Source organism: Flavobacterium pasteuri (assembly GCF_048286615.1).
Classification (GTDB): domain Bacteria; phylum Bacteroidota; class Bacteroidia; order Flavobacteriales; family Flavobacteriaceae; genus Flavobacterium.
The window spans coordinates 415,567-436,774 of record NZ_JBLVPN010000002.1 but is presented as its reverse complement, the minus strand read 5'-3'; the positions used below and the strand labels follow the sequence as shown (position 1 = coordinate 436,774).

Genomic DNA, 21,208 nt, shown 5'->3' with positions numbered 1-21,208 from the left:
TTTTTTATTCTGCACAATAACAGGGTTTATTCCCAAAGGTATAAGTTAAAGTAACTCCTGAAAAAACATACCAATCGTTATTATTTATATTTCCAAATCGAAGTGATTCTAAATTTTTATTTTCTGGATTATTTCCATCTATGTTATCTGTCAAAGTATATCTTGCACCAATTTCTGCAGCCAATATTATACGAGGACTAATGTTCGATTTTATTCCTACAGTTATTGGTAATGCAAATGAACCAGTGCTTTTATCTTTTTTAGTTTCTCCGTCCAATACATATAATTCATCATGTCTAAAATAACTTACCCCAGAATGCACATAAGGACTGATTTTAGTACTTGATTCATGAAGATTGAAATCAAAAAAGTTGAATTCAAGGCCTAAAGATACTTCTTTTATGCCGTTTTCAAAGCGATAGCCTCTTTGGTTTCTACCGGCTTCTTTTGAATCTAAATCATTTGAAACGATTTTTGATTGCGTATAAGAAAATCTGTACGCATGTCTGGCACTTTTATTCCACTTATATAGGAATCCAAATGCAGGTTGGTTTGGCGAAACATACGTAGTTGGGCCAACATCACCTATGAAATTACTTCCGCCCATAAAAACACCGACCTCATGTATCTGAGCATTGGTAATCATTAAAGGGAAAAAACAAAAAAATAAATAAAAAATTTTCTTCATTTAATCAAAAATTGCGTGCAAATATAATAATTATCAATTCGATTCAATACCCATTCAGTTAAATGTGTGTTTTTTTAATAATTAACTACTAAACCTACACTAATTAAGTATTAGTTTAACTAAAACGGGGAAAATTGATAAAATCGTATAGTGCTTGATTAAAATGAATTAATTCCTTTTATCTTCTCCCCAAAGTAATTTCTTGCGAAGTGTTTTCAAAAAGGTCTCTTCGGTGATTTCTACCATATTAATTTGAAAAGGAGTTTTCTTTAAAGTCAGAATTGATTCGTTTTTTACCGAGGTAACTCTGGAATCTAAGGAAACTAAATAGTATTCTTCTCTTCCAGAAACTTTCAGTCGGATTTCAGTTTCATCTGGAACTACAAGTGGTCTTGCGGTAAGATTGTGAGGAGCAATAGGAGTAATAACAAGGCTTTTTACGTCAGGGGTCAAAATGGGACCGCCGCAGCTTAGTGAATATCCTGTGGATCCAGTAGGTGTCGAAATGATTAAACCATCGGCCCAATAGGAATTCAAATATTCTTCGTTCAAGTATGTGTCAATCGTAATCATCGAAGTGGTGTCTTTTCGACTGACTGTAATTTCATTCATGGCAAAATTAATTGCGTCAATGGATTCATTTGGTGGAGTACACGTTAAACTCAGTAAAGTTCGTTTAGAAATCGTGTATTTTTTATCGAGAACAAATTGCATAAACGATGCAATATTCTCTTTTTGTACAGAGGCTAAGAAACCTAATCTCCCAGCATTTATACCTAAAATGGGGATGCCGGAATCTCTTACCAGAGTTGCGGCTCTTAGTATGGTTCCGTCTCCGCCGATGCTTATCAGCATATCAAAACTGGAGTCAAGTTCCGTATGGGATGTAAAAGTCTTGTATTTTTTTTCTACAATCTTCCGTTCATTAAGCATCAACAAAAAATGAGATTCAATAATCATCTCTACATTGTTTTTGTTAAAAAAAACAAAGATGTCATTTATGATGGGTTCTGTACTGTTTTGATAATATTGACCGTAGATAGCTACTTTCATCTTTTTGTTTAATCGTTTAATGTTGATATGTTTATTTTAGCATTTAATCGATTAAACAAATAATCGGTTAAACAAAAACTATATATTAAGGTATTTGTCTAAATAATCGGAGCGCTCTTTCAAATTATTGATATAATTGTCTTCTTGATGTTCTGATATGATTTCATAATTGTATCTTCTAAAAGTTTGTATGATTTCATTCATGGCGCCCAAAGTTATTTTCAAAGTAACTTCAACACTCTCAACATCCGCTTCCGATATGAAAAGTCCTAAAAGTTTTCCGTTATTGCTTTCTATAATTTGAGTAATTTGACTCATAGAATAATCCAAAACTCCCTTTTTAACAACAATGATTCCGCCAGGTTCTTTTAGGAAAGGTGTTTCATGAAAAAATTTCATGATGTCCTCTATTTCATAATATCCTACATAGGTATTGTTTTCGTCCAAAACGGGAACTAAATTGGTGTGGTTTTTTGCAAAAACTTCTAAAACATCCAGCCACATCGTATTTGTTCTGGTAAAAAATCCTTCAAGAGTAAAACGATAATCCGCTACTTTTTTATCACTGTCAAAAGTCTCTATATCTTCGGATGCTATACTGCCAATATAAACGCCCTCTTCAACAATTGGAAAATGTGAAAAGTGTAACTCACTAAAAAAGTCTTGAATAGCCGCAATAGAATCGTGGCTTTCAATCGCTTTAAAGTCATTGGTAATATATTCTGTAATTTCTGTCATAAATCAATCGGCAATATTTCATGCAAAATAATCAAAAATAAGCAAAATCTCCTAAGTTTTACTTTGTATTTTTGCTCCAAGTAAATACTAGTATCAAAATCAAAAAGTGTTCTAATGACAAAGTTAAGTGTAAACATCAATAAGATAGCTACTTTGCGAAATGCTCGCGGAGGAAATGTTCCCGATTTATTAAAAGTAGCCACCGATATTCAAAAGTTTGGTGCCGAAGGAATCACCATTCATCCCCGTCCGGATGAGCGCCACATTCGCTATCAAGATGCCCGAGATTTAAAGGCTATCGTTTACACCGAATATAATATTGAAGGAAATCCAGAGCAAACATTTATCGATCTGGTACTCGAAATAAAACCGACTCAAGTGACTTTGGTACCGGATGCAATCGATGCGATAACGTCTAATGCGGGTTGGGATACCATAAAACACGCTTCTTATTTAACCGAAATCGTTCAGGAATTTCAACGTAACGGAATCAGAACTTCCATTTTTGTGGATCCTGTTCTCGAAATGATTGAAGGCGCGAAGAAAATTGGAACTGAAAGAATCGAGTTGTACACTGAAGCATTTGCACATCAATACAGTTTAGGAAATCAAAACGGAATTTTGCCGTACACACAATCAGCAGTTTTGGCGAACGAATTTGGATTGGGAATCAACGCAGGTCACGACTTGAGTTTAGACAACATTCAGTTTTTTAAACAAAATATTCCGGGATTACTCGAAGTTTCTATCGGTCACGCGTTAATTTCTGAAGCCATTTATCTGGGATTGGATAATGTGGTAAATATGTATTTGCAAAAATTAAAATAGTTTTTTAAACCATTAAGGAATTAAGATAGATGAAGTCAAAAGCTTCAAGACCTTAATTTATTTAATGGTTTGTAATTTAAATTATAACGTTAAAATTTAAAACCATATGCTTTTTTCAAAAATAGAAGGCTCAGGGCAACCGCTTTTAATCCTCCACGGATTCTTGGGAATGTCCGATAATTGGAAAACACTCGGAACGCAATTTGCGGCTGATTTTCAAGTTCATATTCTCGATTTACGCAACCACGGACGAAGCTTGCATTCAGAAGAGTTCAGTTATGAAATCATGGCGCAGGATGTTTACGAGTATTGCCAGGCTCAAAATTTAGGAAACATCAACATCATTGGTCATTCGATGGGTGGAAAAGTAGCGATGCTTTTGGCAACGACACACCCTGAATTAGTGGATAAATTAATTGTGGCTGATATTGGACCAAAATTTTATCCGCAACACCATCAGGATATTTTGGCAGGATTGAATGCCGTTGATTTTTCAATAAAGCCAAGCCGAAGTGATGTCGAAGAAATTATGGAAAAGTATATTCCTGATTTTGGAACCAGACAATTCTTAATGAAAAACTTATTTTGGCTAGAGCCGGGACAACTCGCTTTCCGATTCAATTTGGCAGTATTTAATCATAAGATGGATGAAATAGGAGTTCCGTTATCGGAGAATTCAATTTTTGAAAAGCCAACTCTTTTTATTCGCGGAGGAAAATCTAATTATATTTTGGACAGTGATTTCGAAAATATAAAACAACATTTTCCTGATTCAAGCATCGAAACGATTCCGAATGTAGGGCATTGGCTTCATGCCGAAAACCCAACTGAGTTTTACCAAAAAGTAAGTTCTTTTTTGAAATAAACGTGATAATTTTAAATTTTCACTACATTTATTAAAATTTTAAAACAAAAATCTATGAATTTACTGATCAAAATTCTTATCACTTCGGGCTTAGTATTGCTAATTGCGAATTTTATGCCGGGGGTTCATGTAGCAGGATTTACTACAGCATTAATCGTAGCAATTGTTCTGGGGTTGCTTAATATATTTATCAAGCCAATATTGGTAATACTTACATTGCCGGTTACCATCATCACTTTAGGATTGTTTTTATTGGTAATTAATGCATTAATGATTTTGTTGTGTACAAAAATTGTGGGCGGATTTAGCGTAGACACCTTTTGGACCGCCTTATTTTTTAGTATTATTTTGTCAGTATTGCAGTCTATAATGAATGGAATATTAGATGAAGGAAAGTAAAGAACCGTTTTTAACATGTATTTGTGAATGAATTAATTTACGGTATTTGTTAATTTTATACCTTTGTGTTCCTATATAAGATAAACAATGTCTAAAAAGTTTTACATAGTGCTATTAGTTATGCTTGGTTTCTTTATGACACCGAGCTTGGCTTTTGCATGTGGAACAAAAACTGAGAAGGCATGTTGTAAAAAAGAATCCTCTTCAAAAAAGGATAAAAAAGAATGTTGTAAAAAAGAACAGTCTTCAAAAAAAGAATCTCATGAAGGTTGTAGTGGAGCTTGTAAAGATGTTACTTGCAGCAGTTCAACAGTATATATAGGGATGACTTCGTTGTTTTACACCGAATTAAACAACCAACTCTTTAGTTTTTCGGCAGAAAAACAAAATTACTATTACTCAGAAATCTTTATTTCCTCAGATTTCTGTTCTATTTGGCTTCCACCTAAAATAAGCTAAATTCCTTTTTCTGACAGCCAAAAGACTGTCTATTTCAAAGCATTTTATGCTTTTATAATCATTAAATTTTAGTCGAATACAATTTGAAATGTAGCAAAACATGCTATTGTTTTCAATGTTTTTGCGACTAATTCACCTCAAAATTATTCATACAATGAACTCAATAAAAAAAATATTGATGGCAATAACACTATTGCTTTCGGTTACAATTGCAAGTGCGCAAATTAAAAATGCTACAACAGGAACAGTAAAAATATACGGAAACTGTGACATGTGTAAAAACAAGATAGAAACTGCCGGAACCCTGAAAAAAGTAGCGAAAGTCGAGTGGGATAAAGATTCCAAAATAGCAACACTTACGTATGATTCGACCAAAACGAGTCAGGACGAAATCTTGAAACGCATTGCTTTAGCCGGTTACGACAGCGATAAATTTCTTGCCCCGGATGATACTTACGATGCATTACATGGCTGTTGTCAATATGAAAGAGAAGCAAAAGTAGCCGTTTCAACAGAGATGAAGATGGAAAGTGTTGCTGCAGAAAATCATGCAAACCACGCTGCAGTTGTAAAACAACAAGTGGATACGGAATTAAAAGTTGTTTTTGATACCTATTTCTTATTGAAAGATGCTTTGGTAAAAACAGACGGAAAAGCTGCCGCTACGGTTGCGAAAGACCTTTTGACAGCATTAAATGGAGTGAAAATGAATAATCTTGCTATGGATGTTCACATCGTTTGGATGAAAGAAATGAACGGTTTAAGGGCTGGAGCCAAGAATATTTCGGAAACACAAGACATCAAACGTCAAAGAGAAATTTTCATTCCACTTTCAAAATCGATGTATGAATTGGTAAAAGTAGCTCAATACGAAACTCCGGTTTACCTTCAGTTTTGTCCCATGGCTAATGATGGTAAAGGCGCAAACTGGTTGAGTAAAGAAAACGCCGTTAAAAACCCCTATTACGGTTCTCAAATGATGACCTGCGGAAAAACGGTTGAAACGATTCAATAACTGCATAAAAGGAATATAAAATGAGAAAGATAATGCTGCTTTTCAGTTTAATAATCAGTATTTCAACTGCAACTGCACAAATGAAAATTGGAGACAGCCTGCCTGATTTTCAACTTAAAAATAATAAAGAAGCAATAATAAATTTGACTTCTCTGAAAGGTAAAACGGTCTTAATTGATTTTTGGGCTTCTTGGTGTGCGCCTTGTAGACTGGCCAATAAAAAGTTGGCTCCTTTATACAATCAATATAAAAATGACAACTTCGAAATTGTTGGGATATCCCTGGATACGGACAAAACCAAGTGGATGAATGCTATTCAAAAAGATAAATTATCATACGAGCAATTAATTGATGCTAAAGGTTTTGATGCTAAATCAGCACTACTTTTTGGAGTAGAAGCACTACCTAATTCGTATTTATTTGATGCATCAGGAAAATTAGTAACCATCAATCCAACGGAGCAAGAAATAATAATGCAAATAAAAAAATAAAGTAAAATGAAAAATATAAATTTAAAATTCATTGCTATAGCTTGTTTGTTTTTAATACCAAGTATAAAATCCTATTCTCAAATCTCAAAAGCAGAGATAACTGCTATAGGTTTAACGTGTTCTATGTGTTCTAATGCTATAAACAAACAGTTAAAAGCAACCGTTGGTGTGGATAGTGTGAGTACTGATTTGAATACGAATACCTTCACGGTTTATTTTAAAAAAGAAAGTAAAATAATGCCAAGAGTACTGAAAGAAGGCGTCGAAAAAGCAGGTTTTTTTATCGGTTCATTAGTAATAACAATGCCTGCAGAAAGCTTTAAAACCGAAGGCGATAATACCATTTCAGTAAACGGTTCTACTTTCGTTTTATTGAATGAGGAACTTAAAAACAGTAACAGGGAAACCAAATTGAAGGTTTATGACAAAGGATATGTAACCCAAAAAGAGCATAAAAAACTGCTTAAAACGTTTTCAAAAATAGCGTCATATCCATTGGATAACGAAGACGATTACCATATCAAAACTGTAATTTAATGAGAAAGTTTTTAATCGTATTTATGTTTTTTCTTATTCAAGGAATATCGGCTCAGGAGCTTTTTGTGGTAACTGATCCGGCAAGCAATGTTCCTGCGGGTTCATTAGGAATTCGTTTGGGACAATCCATTTTTAAGGAGCAAATGAAATCAGGATATAGTTATCATCTCATGCCTGAAGTTACTTGGGGAATCAATAAAAATTTGATGGTGAGAACATCAATGTTTGTTAGCAATAGAAGCAATCAGCTGGTTACTGAAGGCGCTAGTTTTTATACGAAATATCGTTTCCTTTCTACGGATGATTTGCATAGTCATTTTAGGATGGCAGCATTTGGGAGATATAGTTTTAATAATGCAGATATCCATCAGGAGCAGATAGAAATTATGGGGCATAATACTGGTTTTGAAACGGGAATAGTTGCTACGCAGCTTATAAAAAAGGTAGCCATAAGTGCTTCTGTCAGTTTTGAAAAAGCATTTGATAATAAGCCGGATTACAGATTTCCAACGATACAAAGTGATAACGCTACCAATTATACAGTATCGTTAGGAAGATTGATGTATCCAAAAAAATACACTAATTTTAAGCAAACAAATATCAATACAATGCTTGAGTTTGTTGGTCAGACATTAAACGAAAATGGTAAATCATATTTGGATATTGTGCCTTCCATTCAATTTATCATCAACAGCCAAGCCCGAATTGATGTTGCTTATAGACAAGAATTATACAGTTCTATGTTGCGGTCTGCGCCAAATGGATTTTATCTAAATTTAGAATACAACTTTTTTAATATCATAAAATAAATTTTAGGGCTTGAATTTAAGCAGTGAATAGCTGATTAAAAAGAAGTCAATATATAATCATAAAAAAATACCATGAAAAAAATACTGTTTTTGTCTCTGATTGCGACTTTTATGACGGTTTCTTGTAACCAAAAAAACAAAGATGTAAAGACTTTAAATTCTGAGAAAACAGAAAAAACGGCTGAACTATACTCTTGTCCGATGCATCCGGAAGTTACTGGTGTTGCCGGAAGCGAATGCCCAGAATGCGGAATGGAGCTAACTGAAAAAGTTATTCCAACAACCTCAGCTGGAAAAGAAGAAACTCCTGTTGCTATCTCTGATGCAGCGGAAGAGCCAAGCAACATAATTAAAATAACGAATACTGACAAATCAACTTTTCCAACTGATGCGATTGTTTACAAGTATCTCAAAATTAAAAATGCACTGACCAAAGACGATTCAAAAGGTGCAACTGCTGCTGCAAAAGAATTAATTGCCACTTTGAATAACAGCAGTTCAACCTCTTTGGATACCAAATTAAAAAACACTTACAATGGTTTTGTGGCTGATGCTAAAGCGCATGTCAAACACATTGGCGATAATGCAGGCAAAATGGATCATCAAAGAGAGTATTTTTCTTTATTGAGCAAAGATGTTTATGGTTTAATAAAGGCTTTTGGTACAAAAGAAACTGTATATCAAGATTATTGTCCAATGTATGGCGACGGAAAAACCGGGTATTGGATCAGTGAGACAAAAGAAGTTATCAATCCTTATTATGGTTCTGAGATGCTGAATTGTGGCAGAAGAATTGCAGTTGTAAAATAATGATGAAGCTTAGCATAAAAAATATGGTATGCAACCGATGCATTACAGCAGTGGAGTTAGAGTTAGAAAAACTCGGACTTCATGCCGTTTCAATAACGCTAGGAGAAGTCGAATTAGAAGCAGAATGTACCGAAACTCAAAAAAGGGATTTACTCAAACGCTTACTTTCTCTGGGTTTTGATTTAATCGATGATAAAAAAAACATAACAATCGAAAGAATAAAAACAGTGCTAATTGATTTAGTTTACAACAAAAATAATGTGTTAAAAAGCAATTTATCGGATTATTTGTCAAAGGATTTGGCACAAGATTATAGTGCTTTGAGTAATTTATTTTCGGAGATAGAAGGAGTTACAATTGAGCGGTATTTTATTGCTCAAAAAATAGAAAGAGTCAAAGAATTATTAACGTATGATGAGTTGACTTTAAGCGAAATCGCCATTCAACTTCAGTATAGCAATGTGGCACATTTGAGCAATCAGTTCAAAAAAACAACTGGATTTACGCCAACTTATTTTAGACAATTGAAAGTAAAAACGAGAAAGCAAATCGATCATTTGTAATCACGCAAACCTTTTCCAAAATTGTGTAACAAGGGAATGACGGTATAATCGGAAATTCGTGGTGTCAAAATTCAAACATTATGAAACATAGTTACACTATTACCGGAATGTCATGCGATGGTTGTCGCTCGAAAGTGGAAAAAACATTGAATGCTATCGATGGAATTCAAGTGACAGTTACTTTGGATCCGCCAACAGCAACTATAACAATGGATGAACACATTCCCACTGCTCAATTACAAGAGACCTTAACTGCAGCCGGAAATTATACAATAACAATGAATAATGCAACTGATTCTCATGACGTTACCGAAAAGCCAAGTGAAAAATCATGTTGTAGTTCGAATAAACAACAAGAGAAACCAATCGTAATTTTGCCCACTAATGCGCAAGCAAAATACTATTGCCCGATGCATTGTGAGGGCGAAAAAGTCTATGATAAACCCGGAAGTTGTCCGGTGTGCGGAATGAATCTTGAAAAAGTACCAGAATTAAGTGCTGCAAAAACAATGTACACGTGTCCCATGCATCCCGAAGTAATCAAAGACGGTCCCGGTTCGTGTCCCATTTGTGGGATGGATTTAGTGCCAATGGAACCTACCGATTCTGAAGAAAATAAGGTGTACAATGATTTGGTGCGCAAAATGAAAATAGCGGTTGTGTGTACCGTTCCTATTTTTATTATTGCCATGTCAGATATGATTCCGAATAATCCATTAATGAAAATAATGGATGTAGAAAAGTGGAATTGGGTGCAACTCATTTTATCGCTTCCAGTCGTTTTTTATGCGTGTTGGATGTTTTTTGAGCGCGCTTGGAAATCAATTGTTACTTGGAATCTCAATATGTTTACCCTTATCGGAATTGGTTCTGGTGTTGCTTTTCTGTTTAGTTTAGTCGGATTATTTTTCCCAGCTGTTTTCCCGGATGAATTTAAAACGCACAACGGAACGGTTTCACTCTATTTTGAAGCAACGACAGTTATATTAACATTGGTTTTATTAGGACAATTGTTAGAAGCCAGAGCACACAGCCAAACCAGTGGAGCCATAAAAGAATTGTTGAAATTAGCGCCAACCGAAGCCATTTTAGTTAGCGATGGAGCGGATAAAGTAATCTCGATTCACGACATCAAAAAAGGAGATTTATTGCGGGTAAAACCTGGAGATAAAATTCCGGTGGATGGAAAAATCACCGATGGCGAAAGTACAATTGATGAATCGATGATAACAGGTGAGCCCATTCCTGTTGATAAAAAAATAAGCGACAGCATTAGTTCCGGAACGATAAACGGCAATAAATCCTTTGTGATGATTGCTGAAAAAGTAGGTTCGGAAACCTTGCTTTCGCAAATTATACAAATGGTCAATAACGCCAGTCGTTCGAAAGCACCCATCCAGAAATTAGCCGATAAAACAGCTAAATATTTTGTGCCAATTGTGGTTTTTGTATCTGCAATTACCTTTTTTGTTTGGGCACAATTTGGTCCTGAACCCGCAATGGTTTATGGATTTATCAATGCGATTGCGGTATTGATAATTGCCTGTCCGTGCGCTTTGGGATTAGCTACGCCTATGTCAGTCATGGTGGGTGTTGGTAAGGGAGCACAATCGGGAGTTTTGATAAAAAACGCCGAAGCACTGGAAAACATGAACAAAGTAAATGTGTTGATTACAGATAAAACAGGAACAATTACCGAGGGTAAACCTTCGGTTGAAAAAGTATTTTCCTTGAATAATGACGAAGATTCTTTGTTGCAAAGCATCGCATCTTTAAATCAATACAGCGAACATCCTTTGGCGCAAGCCGTAGTCAATTTTGCGAAAGCGAAAGCAGTTTCATTAATCGAAGTAAAGGATTTTGAAGCGATTTCAGGCAAAGGAGTTATTGGTACAGTAACTAACAAGAAAGTGGCGCTCGGAAATGAAAAATTGATGGAGCAAGTAAATGTTTCAGTTTCTGAAGAATTAGAAAATAAAATCACTGCCGAACAAAAACTGGGAAAAACGGTTTCTTATATTTCAGTGGACGGAATCGCGGTAGGATTTGTATCGATAACTGACGCCATAAAAGCAACAAGTATCGAAGCCATAAAAGAACTGATGCGCCAGGGAGTTGAGGTGATTATGCTAACGGGCGATAATGAAAACACAGCAAAAGCAGTGGCGACACAATTGAATTTAAGTTCGTTTAAAGCAAGTTGTTTGCCCGAAGACAAGCTCAATGAAATTAAACGATTGCAATCCGAAGGAAAAATTGTGGCTATGGCAGGTGACGGAATCAACGATGCTCCGGCTTTGGCGCAAGCCGACATAGGAATAGCCATGGGAACCGGAACAGATGTGGCTATTGAAAGTGCAAAAATAACATTGGTGAAAGGGGATTTGCAAGGCATTGTCAAAGCGAAAAACTTAAGTCATGCAGTGATGCGAAATATCAAACAAAATTTATTCTTTGCCTTTTTCTACAATGTACTTGGAATTCCAATTGCAGCAGGCGTTTTGTATCCTTTTTTTGGAGTGCTGCTTTCGCCAATGATTGCAGCTTTGGCAATGAGTTTCAGCTCTGTTTCTGTAATTGCAAATGCGTTGCGATTGCGTGGTTTAAAATTTTAAATAAATATATTTTAGAGTTCAATTGAAAATTAAAACATGAAAAACACCATATTATTAACCGTATTTCTGATTCTTATCTCTCCTTTTGCTAAAGCAGAAATTGGAAATGAAAACAACATTTCCAAAAAAATAAAAATTTTTCAGGTACAACCTACGACATACACATGCCCAATGCATCCTGAAATTCATGCTGCTAAACCGGGAAAATGTCCAAAATGTGGTATGGATTTAATAAAAGAAAAACCAGTAAAAAAATCCGTTCTAAAAAAACAAGCGCCAAAAGCAGTTGTAAAAAAAGCTGTGCTAGTAAAAGCTAAGATTATCGAGACTAAAGCAGCAAGTGATGATTTGCATCAAAATCATACAAGTGCTCCTGTAGAGAATATTAAAGTTATAGAAGAGCCAGTAAAAAAAATAGTCAAAAATGTCCCTTCAAAAACTGTTCGGTATGATTTATATGTTCGGGATACGATTGTCTCTTTTGGTGATAAACCAAAAAGAGCGATTGCCGTAAACGGACAAATTCCAATGCCAACACTTACGTTTACCGAAGGCGATATTGCCGAGATTTATGTGCATAACGAATTAAATGAAGATACCTCGTTGCATTGGCACGGATTATTTTTGCCCAATAAAGAAGACGGTGTGCCTAATTTGACACAAATGCCCATCAAACCGGGTACAACACATAAATATACTTTTCCCATTATTCAACACGGAACGCACTGGTACCATAGTCATACGGGTTTGCAGGAACAAATTGGGATGTACGGTTCCTTTGTGATGAATAAAAGAAACGAAGACCCAACCTTTAGGGAAGGAATTGATGATTTACCAACCGTTCCCATTATTCTCAGTGAATGGACGGATATGAAACCGGAAAATGTACATCGAATGCTACACAATGCCACGGACTGGTTTGCAATTCAAAAAGGAACTACGCAAAGCTATGCCGAAGCTATAAAAGCGGGACATTTTAAGACAAAAGTCACCAACGAATGGAAAAGGATGAACGCCATGGACGTAAGTGATGTGTTTTACAATAAATTCCTTATCAACGGGAAAAATGAAAGTCAGCTTTCGCAGTTTAAGGCGGGAGATAAAGTCCGATTACGGATTTCCAATGGTGGAGCTTCTACCTATTTTTGGTTGAATTATGCCGGAGGAAAAATCACCGTGGTTGCTAGTGATGGAAATGATGTGGAACCTGTTGAAGTCGACCGATTAATCGTTGCTGTTTCTGAAACGTATGATGTTGTTGTAACGATCCCTGCCGATAAAACTGCATATGAGTTTTTAGTCACTTCGGAGGATAGGACTAAATCGGCTTCGTTGTATTTAGGAGATGGCATCAAGCAATTGATTTCGCCTATGCCTAAATTAAAGTATTTTGAAGGGATGAAAATGATGAACGGTATGATGAAAATGAATGGCGATTTAGATGATATGGGCATGCAAATGTCACTCAACCAAATGGACATGAATGTGGTGATGTATCCTGAAATTACTGGCCCCCCAACCCCCAAAGGGGGAGCTCAAAAAGAAGTTGAAGTGAATCATTCTTCGCATGATATGGGGAAAATGAAAATGAATAATTCTTCTCCAAAAAAGGACAGCATGAAAATGACGGAAGCCGATTATAATAGTAACGAACTTTCAGAAATCACTACCTTGAATTATGCGATGCTGAAATCACCCATTAAAACAACATTACCCAAAGACGCACCGGTAAAAGAATTACGTTTTGAATTATCAGGAAACATGAATCGGTATGTTTGGAGTCTGGACAATAAAGTAGTTTCGGAAGCCGATAAAATTCTAATTAAAAAAGGAGAGAATGTTCGAATTGTACTCTTCAATGGCTCCATGATGCGCCACCCGATGCATTTACACGGACACGATTTTAGAGTGCTGAACGGAAAAGAAGCATACGCACCGCTGAAAAATATCATTGATATTATGCCGATGGAAACCGATACGATTGAGTTTAATGCGAATGTTAAAGGCGATTGGTTTTTTCATTGTCACATTCTCTATCACATGATGGCGGGAATGGGAAGGGTTTTTAGTTATGAAAATCAAGAGCCAAATCCCTTGATTCCAAATCCAAAATTAGCGCAACGCAAATTATTTGCTGATGACAGAGCTTTTCATGTGATGGCCGAAAATGATTTTGCCACCAATGGAAACGATGGAATGTTGATGATTCAAAACACGCGTTGGAGTATTGGTACCGAATGGCGTTTGGGTTACAACGATCATCATGGTTATGAAACTGAAACACATATAGGACGATACATCGGGAAAATGCAATGGCTGATGCCGTTTATTGGTTTTGACTGGAGGTATCGAAAAATGGAAATGGGAGAAATGGAAGAAAATCTTTTTGGTCAAGCCAATACCAAAGACAATCGTGCTGTTTTCAGCGCCGGAGTCGAATATACGTTGCCCATGCTCATCAAAGCACAAGCCGAAGTCTTTACCGACGGGAATTTCAGATTGCAATTTGAACGCATGGATATTCCGGTTTCCAAAAGATTGCGCATGAATTTAATGTGGAATACGGACAAAGAATACATGGCGGGTTTGCGCTATATTGTTAAAAGAAATTTTGGAATTACCACGCATTACGACAGTGATATGGGAATGGGTTTTGGATTGAGTTTGAATTATTAAAAACGGAATACTTTGTTTTTGTAATTTTGGAAAAAATATAGTGCTATGGTACAACTTTCAGAAATCTGGATTTATCCTGTAAAATCATTAGGTGGAATTAAATTGCAAGAAGCTCAAGTGACCGATCGTGGTTTGGAACACGATCGCCGTTGGCTGTTAGTTGATGAAAACGGATTGTTTCTGTCGCAAAGGGAACATTCGGAATTAGCTCTTTTTCAACCTGAAATTGCAGGGGATTTTCTGAATATTACACATCGTGTACAATTAGAAACAATACAACTACCGTTGCATCAATCTTTTTCGGAGACCAAAACTAAAATTGATGTGATGGTTTGGGAGGATTCCATTCAGGCGTATGAAGTCGATTCGGTTATTTCAGATTGGTTTTCCAGAATATTGGGATTCTCTGCTCGTTTGGTTTACATGCCCGAAGAAAGTCACCGAAAAGTAGAGGCTAAATATGCCGTTACAGAAGCTGATATTAATTCTTTTTCGGATGGTTATCCTTTTTTGTTGATTGGTCAATCGTCTTTGGATGATTTGAATTCGCGTATGAAGGAAGCGCTGCCGATGAATCGGTTTCGACCTAATTTTGTTTGTACAGGCAGTGACGCTTATGAAGAAGAATCTTGGAAAGAATTCACAATTGGTGAACTAACTTTTTTTGGTGTGAAACCTTGCGGGAGATGTATAATGACAACAGTAGACCAAGAAAAAGGAGTGACCTCAGGAAAAGATCCTTTACGGACTTTGGCAAAATACAGAACAGTAGGGAATAGCGTGTTGTTTGGGCAAAACTTGATAGGTTCTGGAACTGGTCTTGTTGCTGTTGGTGATGCTATTGCTGTTTTGATTTCTATTTAAGTTTCCTAATTTCTTACTCAAATTTATAGCTTTTTGAAATAGCTAAAAAGTCGGGAGACGCCTTAGCGCAACCCGACTTTTAATACTATTCTTGTTTATAGCTTGAGTGTTATAACGTATTTATGAGCAATCAAATCAATCTTTTTTATGTTGTTCCGTATGATTTTGATTTCCGTGAATCGTATGGTCTCCCACATTCATTCCGTTTGACATCCCGATCATTAAGGCGGTTATAATTAGCATAATTTTTCTTTTTGCCCAATGAATAGGGCGTTTAGATTCCTCTAAACGTGTTTTAGTTTTGTGTTTATACATTTTGTAAATGATAAATGATTAGACATTTGGTATCCTCTTTATGCATGGAATTGCATAAATGCGTTGAAAGAAATTTCTAGGCTGTGTATAAACTTTTATAGGAATTTCGGGAAGTAATCATCTCATTTATGAAGATGTATTGAGATGCAAATGAACGTACTTTTTGATAAAGCTGCGTTTGTAATTTTAGAAGAACGGGAATTTGAAGACTAAAAATATCTTGAAATTGGAGATAAGCTAACTGAAATAGGAATGCTGTTTTTTCAGCCGAATTTATCTGATGGAACACATATAATTTCGAATCCTTATGATTTAATTCTCGTCTTAGAATTACGTTCGAGAATTGGTAATAATCTGCTGAATTTGATGGAGAATCTAAAGCACCGTCATTCACCATCAGGCCAAAAGCCAGAAAGAGTGAAAGGAGATATTTTAGATACTTTGTCAATTTATTTTAATTTGAATTATTGTATAACGTTACGAGGTTTTGTTAGGATTTTGCGGCTAAATTACCTTTAATTTTTGAATTATTAGTGCCAAATTTTTATTATCCGCTACTCTTGAACCACTTATTTGAAAAAGGTAAGTCGTTTATCTTTCACGGAATCTATGCGAAGCATTTTATAATCCAGCACATAATTTTGGTAAACACGCCATGGTGCTTTGTTCCCTTGACTAGGAAGTGTATTCGCAGCTCTGTTTATATAGCCGGAGTTCAGATTCAATAGCGGAACGGGCTTTAAATTTGTCTCGACTACTTTTGCCTGCACCGCTTTATAATTGTGGTTGTCTAAATATTTCAAAACTCGAGATATATATTCGCTGGTAAGGTCACTTTTCAACGTCCACGAAGCATTGGTATAGCCAACAAAAATAAAGAAGTTGGGCAGGTCGCTTAACATAAGACCTTTGTATACAAAAGATTTAGAAACATCAAAAGACTCCGAATCCAGTTGGATTTTCACACCTCCAAACGCTAATAAATCAAGTCCGGTTGCGGTGATTATAATGTCGGCAGCTAGTTTTTTTCCTGATTTTAATAAAATCCCATTAGTTAGAAAGCGATCGATATGGTCCGTAACTACAGTAGCTTTCCCTTTTCTGATGGCTCTAAAAAAATCACCGTTTGGGGCAATGCAAAAACGTTGTTCCCATGGATTATAGTTGGGTATAAAATGGGGGTCTACAGGAAAGTCACCCAGACCTTTTTTAGCCCCTTTTATGATAAATTTTTTCATTGCCTCTGGAAAGTACTTGCACAGATTAAAAAAGACTATAGCATAGAAAATGTTTTTATAACGAATCAGTCTATAGGCTACTTTTTTTGGGAACAAGCGTTTCAGGCGAGCAGCGATTTTGTCTTTATTGGGCAAAGCAGCAATATAGGTTGGGGATCGTTGCAGCATAACAACTTGCGCCACTTTTTCAGCAAGTTCAGGAAGGATGGTTATAGCAGTGGCTCCGCTGCCAATTATTACCACTTTTTTATCTATAACATCTAATTTTGCAGGCCATTTTTGGGGATGGACTATTTCACCTTCAAAATGAGATTGATCCTTAAATTCAGGAGTATATCCTTTGTTATAATTATAATAGCCGCTACAGCTAAAGATAAACTGGCACGTATAAACAGTTTCTTGTTCCGTGGCAGTATTTATGGTAGTGACGGTCCATAATTTCGCTTTTGTATCGAAGTTATAAGAAAGAGCGCGTTGATTGTACCGGATATGATCGCCTACTTTATATTCGTCTGCGGCTTCATTCAGGTATTTCAAAATCGAAGGCCCATCAGCGAAAGACTTTTGGTCCTCCCATGTTTTAAAGGAATAGCCAAAAGTGTACATATCCGAATCGGAACGGATTCCAGGGTATTGAAACAGACTCCAGGTACCGCCAAGTTCTGCCCTTGCTTCTAAAATAACATAGGTTTTGTCTGGATTTTTTCGGGACAAATGACAGGCAGCGCCTATACCGGATAATCCTGCTCCTATTATTATAATATCGGTATGCGTCGTATTCATGTTGTTATTTTAGAATTAAATGCTGTTGCAAAATACAAAATACTATCAACAAAAAACGCCATTACATTTTCTTAAATAATGATATTTGTAAGCGATGCTAAAAACTCTTGAAAGTGAAAAGTGAGTACGATGTTGTTTGAGGAACGCGAAGAGATTTTGTCTTTGTCTTTTCTACGAAGGAGAAATCACTGCTTTCGATTAGATATTTACCCGACTCACGTTAATTTTTATAGTTCGATTTAAGGAAAAAACGCCTAAAGTCTCTTGACTTTTTTAAGTTTTGTATTCGAATGGAGTCGTAAACTGAAAGCAACCATAAAATGTTTTAAAAAAAATGTCTCTTCCTGTTTTACCGTAAGTGTTAATCCTGAATGAATTATAATTTTCAAATAAAAAAATGTGGTTTCCACGCAGCGGTTTTTGGTTTTGGCTTTGCGCATCTCAAAAATAGTACTATTTTTGTACCCGAAACAATGAAAATGGCCCGTTCGTCTATCGGTTAGGACGCATGGTTTTCATCCATGTAAGAGCGGTTCGATTCCGCTACGGGCTACAATTCTAAATAACAATCTTAAAAAGCCTCGAAAATTATTTTTCGGGGCTTTTTTTATTGGTTATGGATTTTATGAAATAAGAGAGTAATTGAGCTTTCGGAGCAGAGGTAAATATTAAATTCTATTTAGCAATTCTTTTACAGTAGCAAATAGTCCAATCAATAATATTATAAATATTCCGCGTATTCTAAATTTTGATAAGGAATCTCTATATTCATTTTTTTTCTCGCTTTTTCTCTTTTCGTATAAATCCCATTTGACAATTAAAAAAGCAACAAAAATCCAGAAAAAGAAATAAAAAATTAATGTATTTGTACTTTCTTCTTGTATGTATTCCATTGATATTAATTTATACTTATTTATAATATACTACGATGCGCAAAGTCTCCCGACTTTGTGCCAAATCCTATATGCCGTTTACGTTTTACACTTTTTGCTTGTTATTGTGGGCGCAAAGTCAGAGACGTTTGCGCAGCATTAATGATAATTTTATTCTTTGAATGAACACTTTGCGGAGCTGGGCAAATTTATTTTTTGAAAGAACACTTTGCGAAGCTGGTAAAGTATTAATCAATAGTTCCACATTTAAAAGTGTCATATTCTATATTTAATTTTTTAAACATCATTTCAAAGTCCTCTATTTTAGAATTATATTCTGTTTTTCCGTATTTGAGGTAAATTGTTGTTTTTAAGTCACCTCTGATTATAAATTTCTTTTTATATGGTTTGCATTTTCGTCCATAAAATTTCATGTAAATTCTATTATCGACAATGTCTTTTGGATTAATATAAAAAATGTCAATTCCATCAAAATCAGTACAGCATTTTGCTTTGATTCTTTTATTGCCGGAGTATATTTCAGTAAATGTTCCAATTAAAGTATCTTTAGTCTTTTTCTCAATAGTTAATAAATCAACTCTGAAGTCCTTTTTTAAGTTTTCAGTTTGCCCAATTATAGATAGACTAAAAAGCAAGAATACTATGTAAATAATATTTTTCATTTCAACTGTTTTACAACGATTATTATTTTCCTCCGCTTGCGCGAGCGTCCCGCTCGTGTCACGTATGAAATTTGTTCTTTTGTTTTTCGTGCTTTTGTGTGGTCACGAGCGGGACGCTCGCGCTAGCGGGGGGAGCAGTTTTTTTATTCTGTTGACATTATTTTCAAAAACGTTTTCATAAAATTTAATGAAGTTAAAAAAGATAAAATATTTAAGAAAATTATTGGATAAATTAATATTTGATGACTTTTAAAAAAGTCCTCAAAAAGAAATGAAAATATTGAAAATAGAATAGCAATAAAACTTAAATAAATTGAATTTTTCAAAGAAGAATTTAAGGATTTCATTCCTCCAGATTTGCGAATAAATTCAATTTTTTCATTTCTTATAGAATGTAATAAAGTTGAAATGGTTAGTAAAAAACCAATAATAATACTGAATGTAGTTATAAAAAGTTCAAAGAATTTTTGATAATTTAATTCTCGGCAATAATGATTTGAAAGATAGTAAATGGCATAGGTTACTAACAGTGATAGAATAATATAAAATATCTTTTCAAATTTTGTCATTTTATTTTTGAAGTTTTTCTAATTCCTCTCTATGTGCTAAAAAATCACCTTCTAATTGGTCATATTTTATTTTTATCTGAAAACTCCCAATTGTTCTTGTTTTTTCAATGCTTATTTTAGTAATTAATCTATTGGAAATTAAATCAAATATATGGTAATTTTCTGAATCAACATCCACACCAGTAATTCTTAAATTTTGAACTAAAGTTTCTTTTTTGTCGGTTTTGTATAACCATTGTGCTAATTGTCGAACGTTTTCAAGTGAGAGTGTTTTTTTTCTTGAACGACCATTTGAAATGATTATTTTGGCGGAAGTACCTTTTAGATCTTGCATTAATTGCAAAATATTATTTGCATTTTTTTCACTTGGCTTTAAAATTCCCATATCATTATTTGGAATTGCCAAATCCATTTCTAAACGAGTATATTTATTTGAATTTAAAAATTTATTATACTCGTTTGGTAATACAACAAATTTTAAATGACAATTTGTTAAATCAAAATTCTTCATTATAAAATCTTCAACAGATTTTTGTGAAGTTCCTGGTTTTTTTGATTCTAATCCAATAATTCTTGTTTTTCTATCATAAATAAATGAACTGTCAAAACCAAGACCGTCAAATTTCCCTATTTTAAGTTCAGAGGGTTTATTTTCAATATCATTAAAAGAAGGAGGAATATTAGTTGTTTGATTATAAACAAACGTTCCTAAAACATATCTGTTATGTCTTTCCTCTAAATCGAAAATATTTACATAACCATCAGAATGTTGAATACGTGTAAAACCACTTTTTTTGGTAAATATGTTTTTATCACAATTTTTAAAGAATATATCTTTTTCTTTTGGATTTAGACCTTCATCATTTGGAAATAATTGATAATAATAAACATTAGTGTATTTTATTTCACTCATATTTTCTGTTTTTTTGTTAAAAATCGTGTTTGATTACAGATTCTTCGTTAAAATTGCTCACAACTCGTTTATATGTGTGACAAAATCACATAAAGCGACCCAAATTTGGGTAGATAGGTATGATAATCATCATATCTAATTTCAAATATATAAATAAATTATTACAAATTATCAAAGCAACTTTATATTGTTGAATACCTCGACCCGCGTGAAGGATGGCAGTGAAAATCCTTTTATGAAGCGAAGCGCAATAAAAGATTATAACGTACAGCCTGACCCAAAGTTGTGAGGAGGAACGACGAAGCAATCTGCAGGGACACGCCCAAATTATTTTCCTTTTCTGGCCTGTGATTTTGTCAAATAACTGCCTAAAATTCAAAATGGTAAAATACTTGTTTGGGTTGCAAAAATTTTATAATTTTGCA

Annotated in this window: 22 protein-coding genes and 1 tRNA gene; 14 read left to right on the top strand and 9 right to left on the bottom strand. The window is 34.8% G+C overall.

What is annotated here, in order from left to right:
• Positions 1 to 4: 4 nt before the first annotated feature.
• The 3 genes from porG to ACNQF6_RS04580 form a co-directional block, all read right to left on the bottom strand.
• Positions 5 to 688, bottom strand: coding sequence for a type IX secretion system protein PorG (gene porG / locus ACNQF6_RS04590; protein WP_417963666.1), 684 nt, complete (start codon positions 686 to 688; stop codon positions 5 to 7).
• A gap of 168 nt (positions 689 to 856) precedes the next feature.
• Positions 857 to 1,741: an NAD kinase gene (locus ACNQF6_RS04585; RefSeq protein ID WP_099714352.1), complete on the bottom strand. Its 885-nt coding sequence runs from the start codon at positions 1,739 to 1,741 to the stop codon at positions 857 to 859.
• Positions 1,742 to 1,819: 78 nt separating this feature from the next.
• Positions 1,820 to 2,479, bottom strand: coding sequence for a CBS domain-containing protein (locus tag ACNQF6_RS04580; RefSeq protein ID WP_121342843.1), 660 nt, complete (start codon positions 2,477 to 2,479; stop codon positions 1,820 to 1,822).
• 114 nt (positions 2,480 to 2,593) lie between these two features.
• On the opposite strand from ACNQF6_RS04580, the gene ACNQF6_RS04575 reads away from it, so the two are divergent.
• The 13 genes from ACNQF6_RS04575 (at position 2,594) to ACNQF6_RS04515 (ending at position 15,410) form a co-directional block, all read left to right on the top strand.
• The gene (locus ACNQF6_RS04575; protein ID WP_417963663.1) at positions 2,594 to 3,307 is read left to right on the top strand and encodes a pyridoxine 5'-phosphate synthase; all 714 of its coding nucleotides are present in this window, start codon (positions 2,594 to 2,596) and stop codon (positions 3,305 to 3,307) included.
• 106 nt (positions 3,308 to 3,413) lie between these two features.
• Positions 3,414 to 4,172, top strand: a complete 759-nt coding sequence (locus tag ACNQF6_RS04570) for an alpha/beta fold hydrolase (RefSeq protein ID WP_417963661.1) — start codon at positions 3,414 to 3,416, stop codon at positions 4,170 to 4,172.
• 54 nt (positions 4,173 to 4,226) lie between these two features.
• Positions 4,227 to 4,571: a phage holin family protein gene (locus ACNQF6_RS04565; RefSeq protein ID WP_417963659.1), complete on the top strand. Its 345-nt coding sequence runs from the start codon at positions 4,227 to 4,229 to the stop codon at positions 4,569 to 4,571.
• 87 nt (positions 4,572 to 4,658) lie between these two features.
• On the top strand, positions 4,659 to 5,030 hold the full coding sequence (locus tag ACNQF6_RS04560) for a hypothetical protein (RefSeq protein WP_417963657.1): 372 nt from the start codon (positions 4,659 to 4,661) through the stop codon (positions 5,028 to 5,030).
• A 154-nt stretch (positions 5,031 to 5,184) separates the two neighbouring features.
• Positions 5,185 to 6,045 carry a DUF3347 domain-containing protein gene (locus tag ACNQF6_RS04555; RefSeq protein ID WP_417963655.1) on the top strand — a complete coding sequence of 287 codons (861 nt, stop codon included), beginning with the start codon at positions 5,185 to 5,187 and terminating at the stop codon, positions 6,043 to 6,045.
• A 20-nt stretch (positions 6,046 to 6,065) separates the two neighbouring features.
• Entirely contained in the window at positions 6,066 to 6,536 is a 471-nt protein-coding gene (locus tag ACNQF6_RS04550; RefSeq protein WP_417963653.1) for a TlpA family protein disulfide reductase, read from the top strand.
• Positions 6,537 to 6,542: 6 nt separating this feature from the next.
• Positions 6,543 to 7,073: a heavy-metal-associated domain-containing protein gene (locus ACNQF6_RS04545; RefSeq protein WP_417963651.1), complete on the top strand. Its 531-nt coding sequence runs from the start codon at positions 6,543 to 6,545 to the stop codon at positions 7,071 to 7,073.
• Positions 7,073 to 7,882 carry a hypothetical protein gene (locus tag ACNQF6_RS04540; RefSeq protein ID WP_417963649.1) on the top strand — a complete coding sequence of 270 codons (810 nt, stop codon included), beginning with the start codon at positions 7,073 to 7,075 and terminating at the stop codon, positions 7,880 to 7,882. The genes ACNQF6_RS04545 and ACNQF6_RS04540 overlap by 1 nt, the downstream gene beginning before the upstream one ends.
• 72 nt (positions 7,883 to 7,954) lie before the next feature.
• Entirely contained in the window at positions 7,955 to 8,692 is a 738-nt protein-coding gene (locus ACNQF6_RS04535) for a DUF3347 domain-containing protein (protein WP_417963647.1), read from the top strand.
• Complete coding sequence (locus ACNQF6_RS04530; RefSeq protein WP_470303384.1) at positions 8,692 to 9,255, top strand: AraC family transcriptional regulator; 564 nt, start codon at positions 8,692 to 8,694, stop codon at positions 9,253 to 9,255. Before ACNQF6_RS04535 ends, ACNQF6_RS04530 begins: the two co-directional genes overlap by 1 nt.
• A gap of 80 nt (positions 9,256 to 9,335) precedes the next feature.
• Positions 9,336 to 11,870 (top strand): heavy metal translocating P-type ATPase, encoded by a 2,535-nt coding sequence (locus ACNQF6_RS04525; protein WP_417963645.1) that lies wholly within the window; start codon positions 9,336 to 9,338, stop codon positions 11,868 to 11,870.
• A gap of 36 nt (positions 11,871 to 11,906) precedes the next feature.
• A complete protein-coding gene (locus ACNQF6_RS04520) occupies positions 11,907 to 14,546 on the top strand; it encodes a multicopper oxidase domain-containing protein (protein WP_417963643.1) in 2,640 nt (879 codons plus the stop codon).
• A 45-nt stretch (positions 14,547 to 14,591) separates the two neighbouring features.
• Positions 14,592 to 15,410, top strand: coding sequence for an MOSC domain-containing protein (locus ACNQF6_RS04515; RefSeq protein WP_282742275.1), 819 nt, complete (start codon positions 14,592 to 14,594; stop codon positions 15,408 to 15,410).
• 391 nt (positions 15,411 to 15,801) lie between these two features.
• Here ACNQF6_RS04515 and ACNQF6_RS04510 read toward each other — a convergent pair whose 3' ends face one another.
• Together ACNQF6_RS04510 and ACNQF6_RS04505 are read right to left on the bottom strand one after the other, a co-directional pair.
• Positions 15,802 to 16,173, bottom strand: coding sequence for a hypothetical protein (locus ACNQF6_RS04510; protein WP_417963641.1), 372 nt, complete (start codon positions 16,171 to 16,173; stop codon positions 15,802 to 15,804).
• 121 nt (positions 16,174 to 16,294) lie between these two features.
• Positions 16,295 to 17,746 carry a flavin-containing monooxygenase gene (locus ACNQF6_RS04505; RefSeq protein ID WP_417963639.1) on the bottom strand — a complete coding sequence of 484 codons (1,452 nt, stop codon included), beginning with the start codon at positions 17,744 to 17,746 and terminating at the stop codon, positions 16,295 to 16,297.
• 481 nt (positions 17,747 to 18,227) lie between these two features.
• On the opposite strand from ACNQF6_RS04505, the gene ACNQF6_RS04500 reads away from it, so the two are divergent.
• Positions 18,228 to 18,299 (top strand) — tRNA-Glu (locus tag ACNQF6_RS04500).
• Between the two features lie 115 nt (positions 18,300 to 18,414).
• Here the strand turns inward: ACNQF6_RS04500 and ACNQF6_RS04495 are convergent.
• The 4 genes from ACNQF6_RS04495 to ACNQF6_RS04480 all read right to left on the bottom strand — a co-directional run bounded on the left by ACNQF6_RS04495 (position 18,415) and on the right by ACNQF6_RS04480 (position 20,783).
• Complete coding sequence (locus tag ACNQF6_RS04495) at positions 18,415 to 18,639, bottom strand: hypothetical protein (RefSeq protein WP_417963637.1); 225 nt, start codon at positions 18,637 to 18,639, stop codon at positions 18,415 to 18,417.
• A 227-nt stretch (positions 18,640 to 18,866) separates the two neighbouring features.
• Entirely contained in the window at positions 18,867 to 19,301 is a 435-nt protein-coding gene (locus ACNQF6_RS04490) for a hypothetical protein (protein ID WP_417963635.1), read from the bottom strand.
• A 143-nt stretch (positions 19,302 to 19,444) separates the two neighbouring features.
• On the bottom strand, positions 19,445 to 19,870 hold the full coding sequence (locus ACNQF6_RS04485; protein WP_417963633.1) for a hypothetical protein: 426 nt from the start codon (positions 19,868 to 19,870) through the stop codon (positions 19,445 to 19,447).
• A 1-nt stretch (position 19,871) separates the two neighbouring features.
• Positions 19,872 to 20,783, bottom strand: coding sequence for a DUF6731 family protein (locus ACNQF6_RS04480; RefSeq protein ID WP_417963631.1), 912 nt, complete (start codon positions 20,781 to 20,783; stop codon positions 19,872 to 19,874).
• Positions 20,784 to 21,208 lie beyond the last annotated feature (425 nt).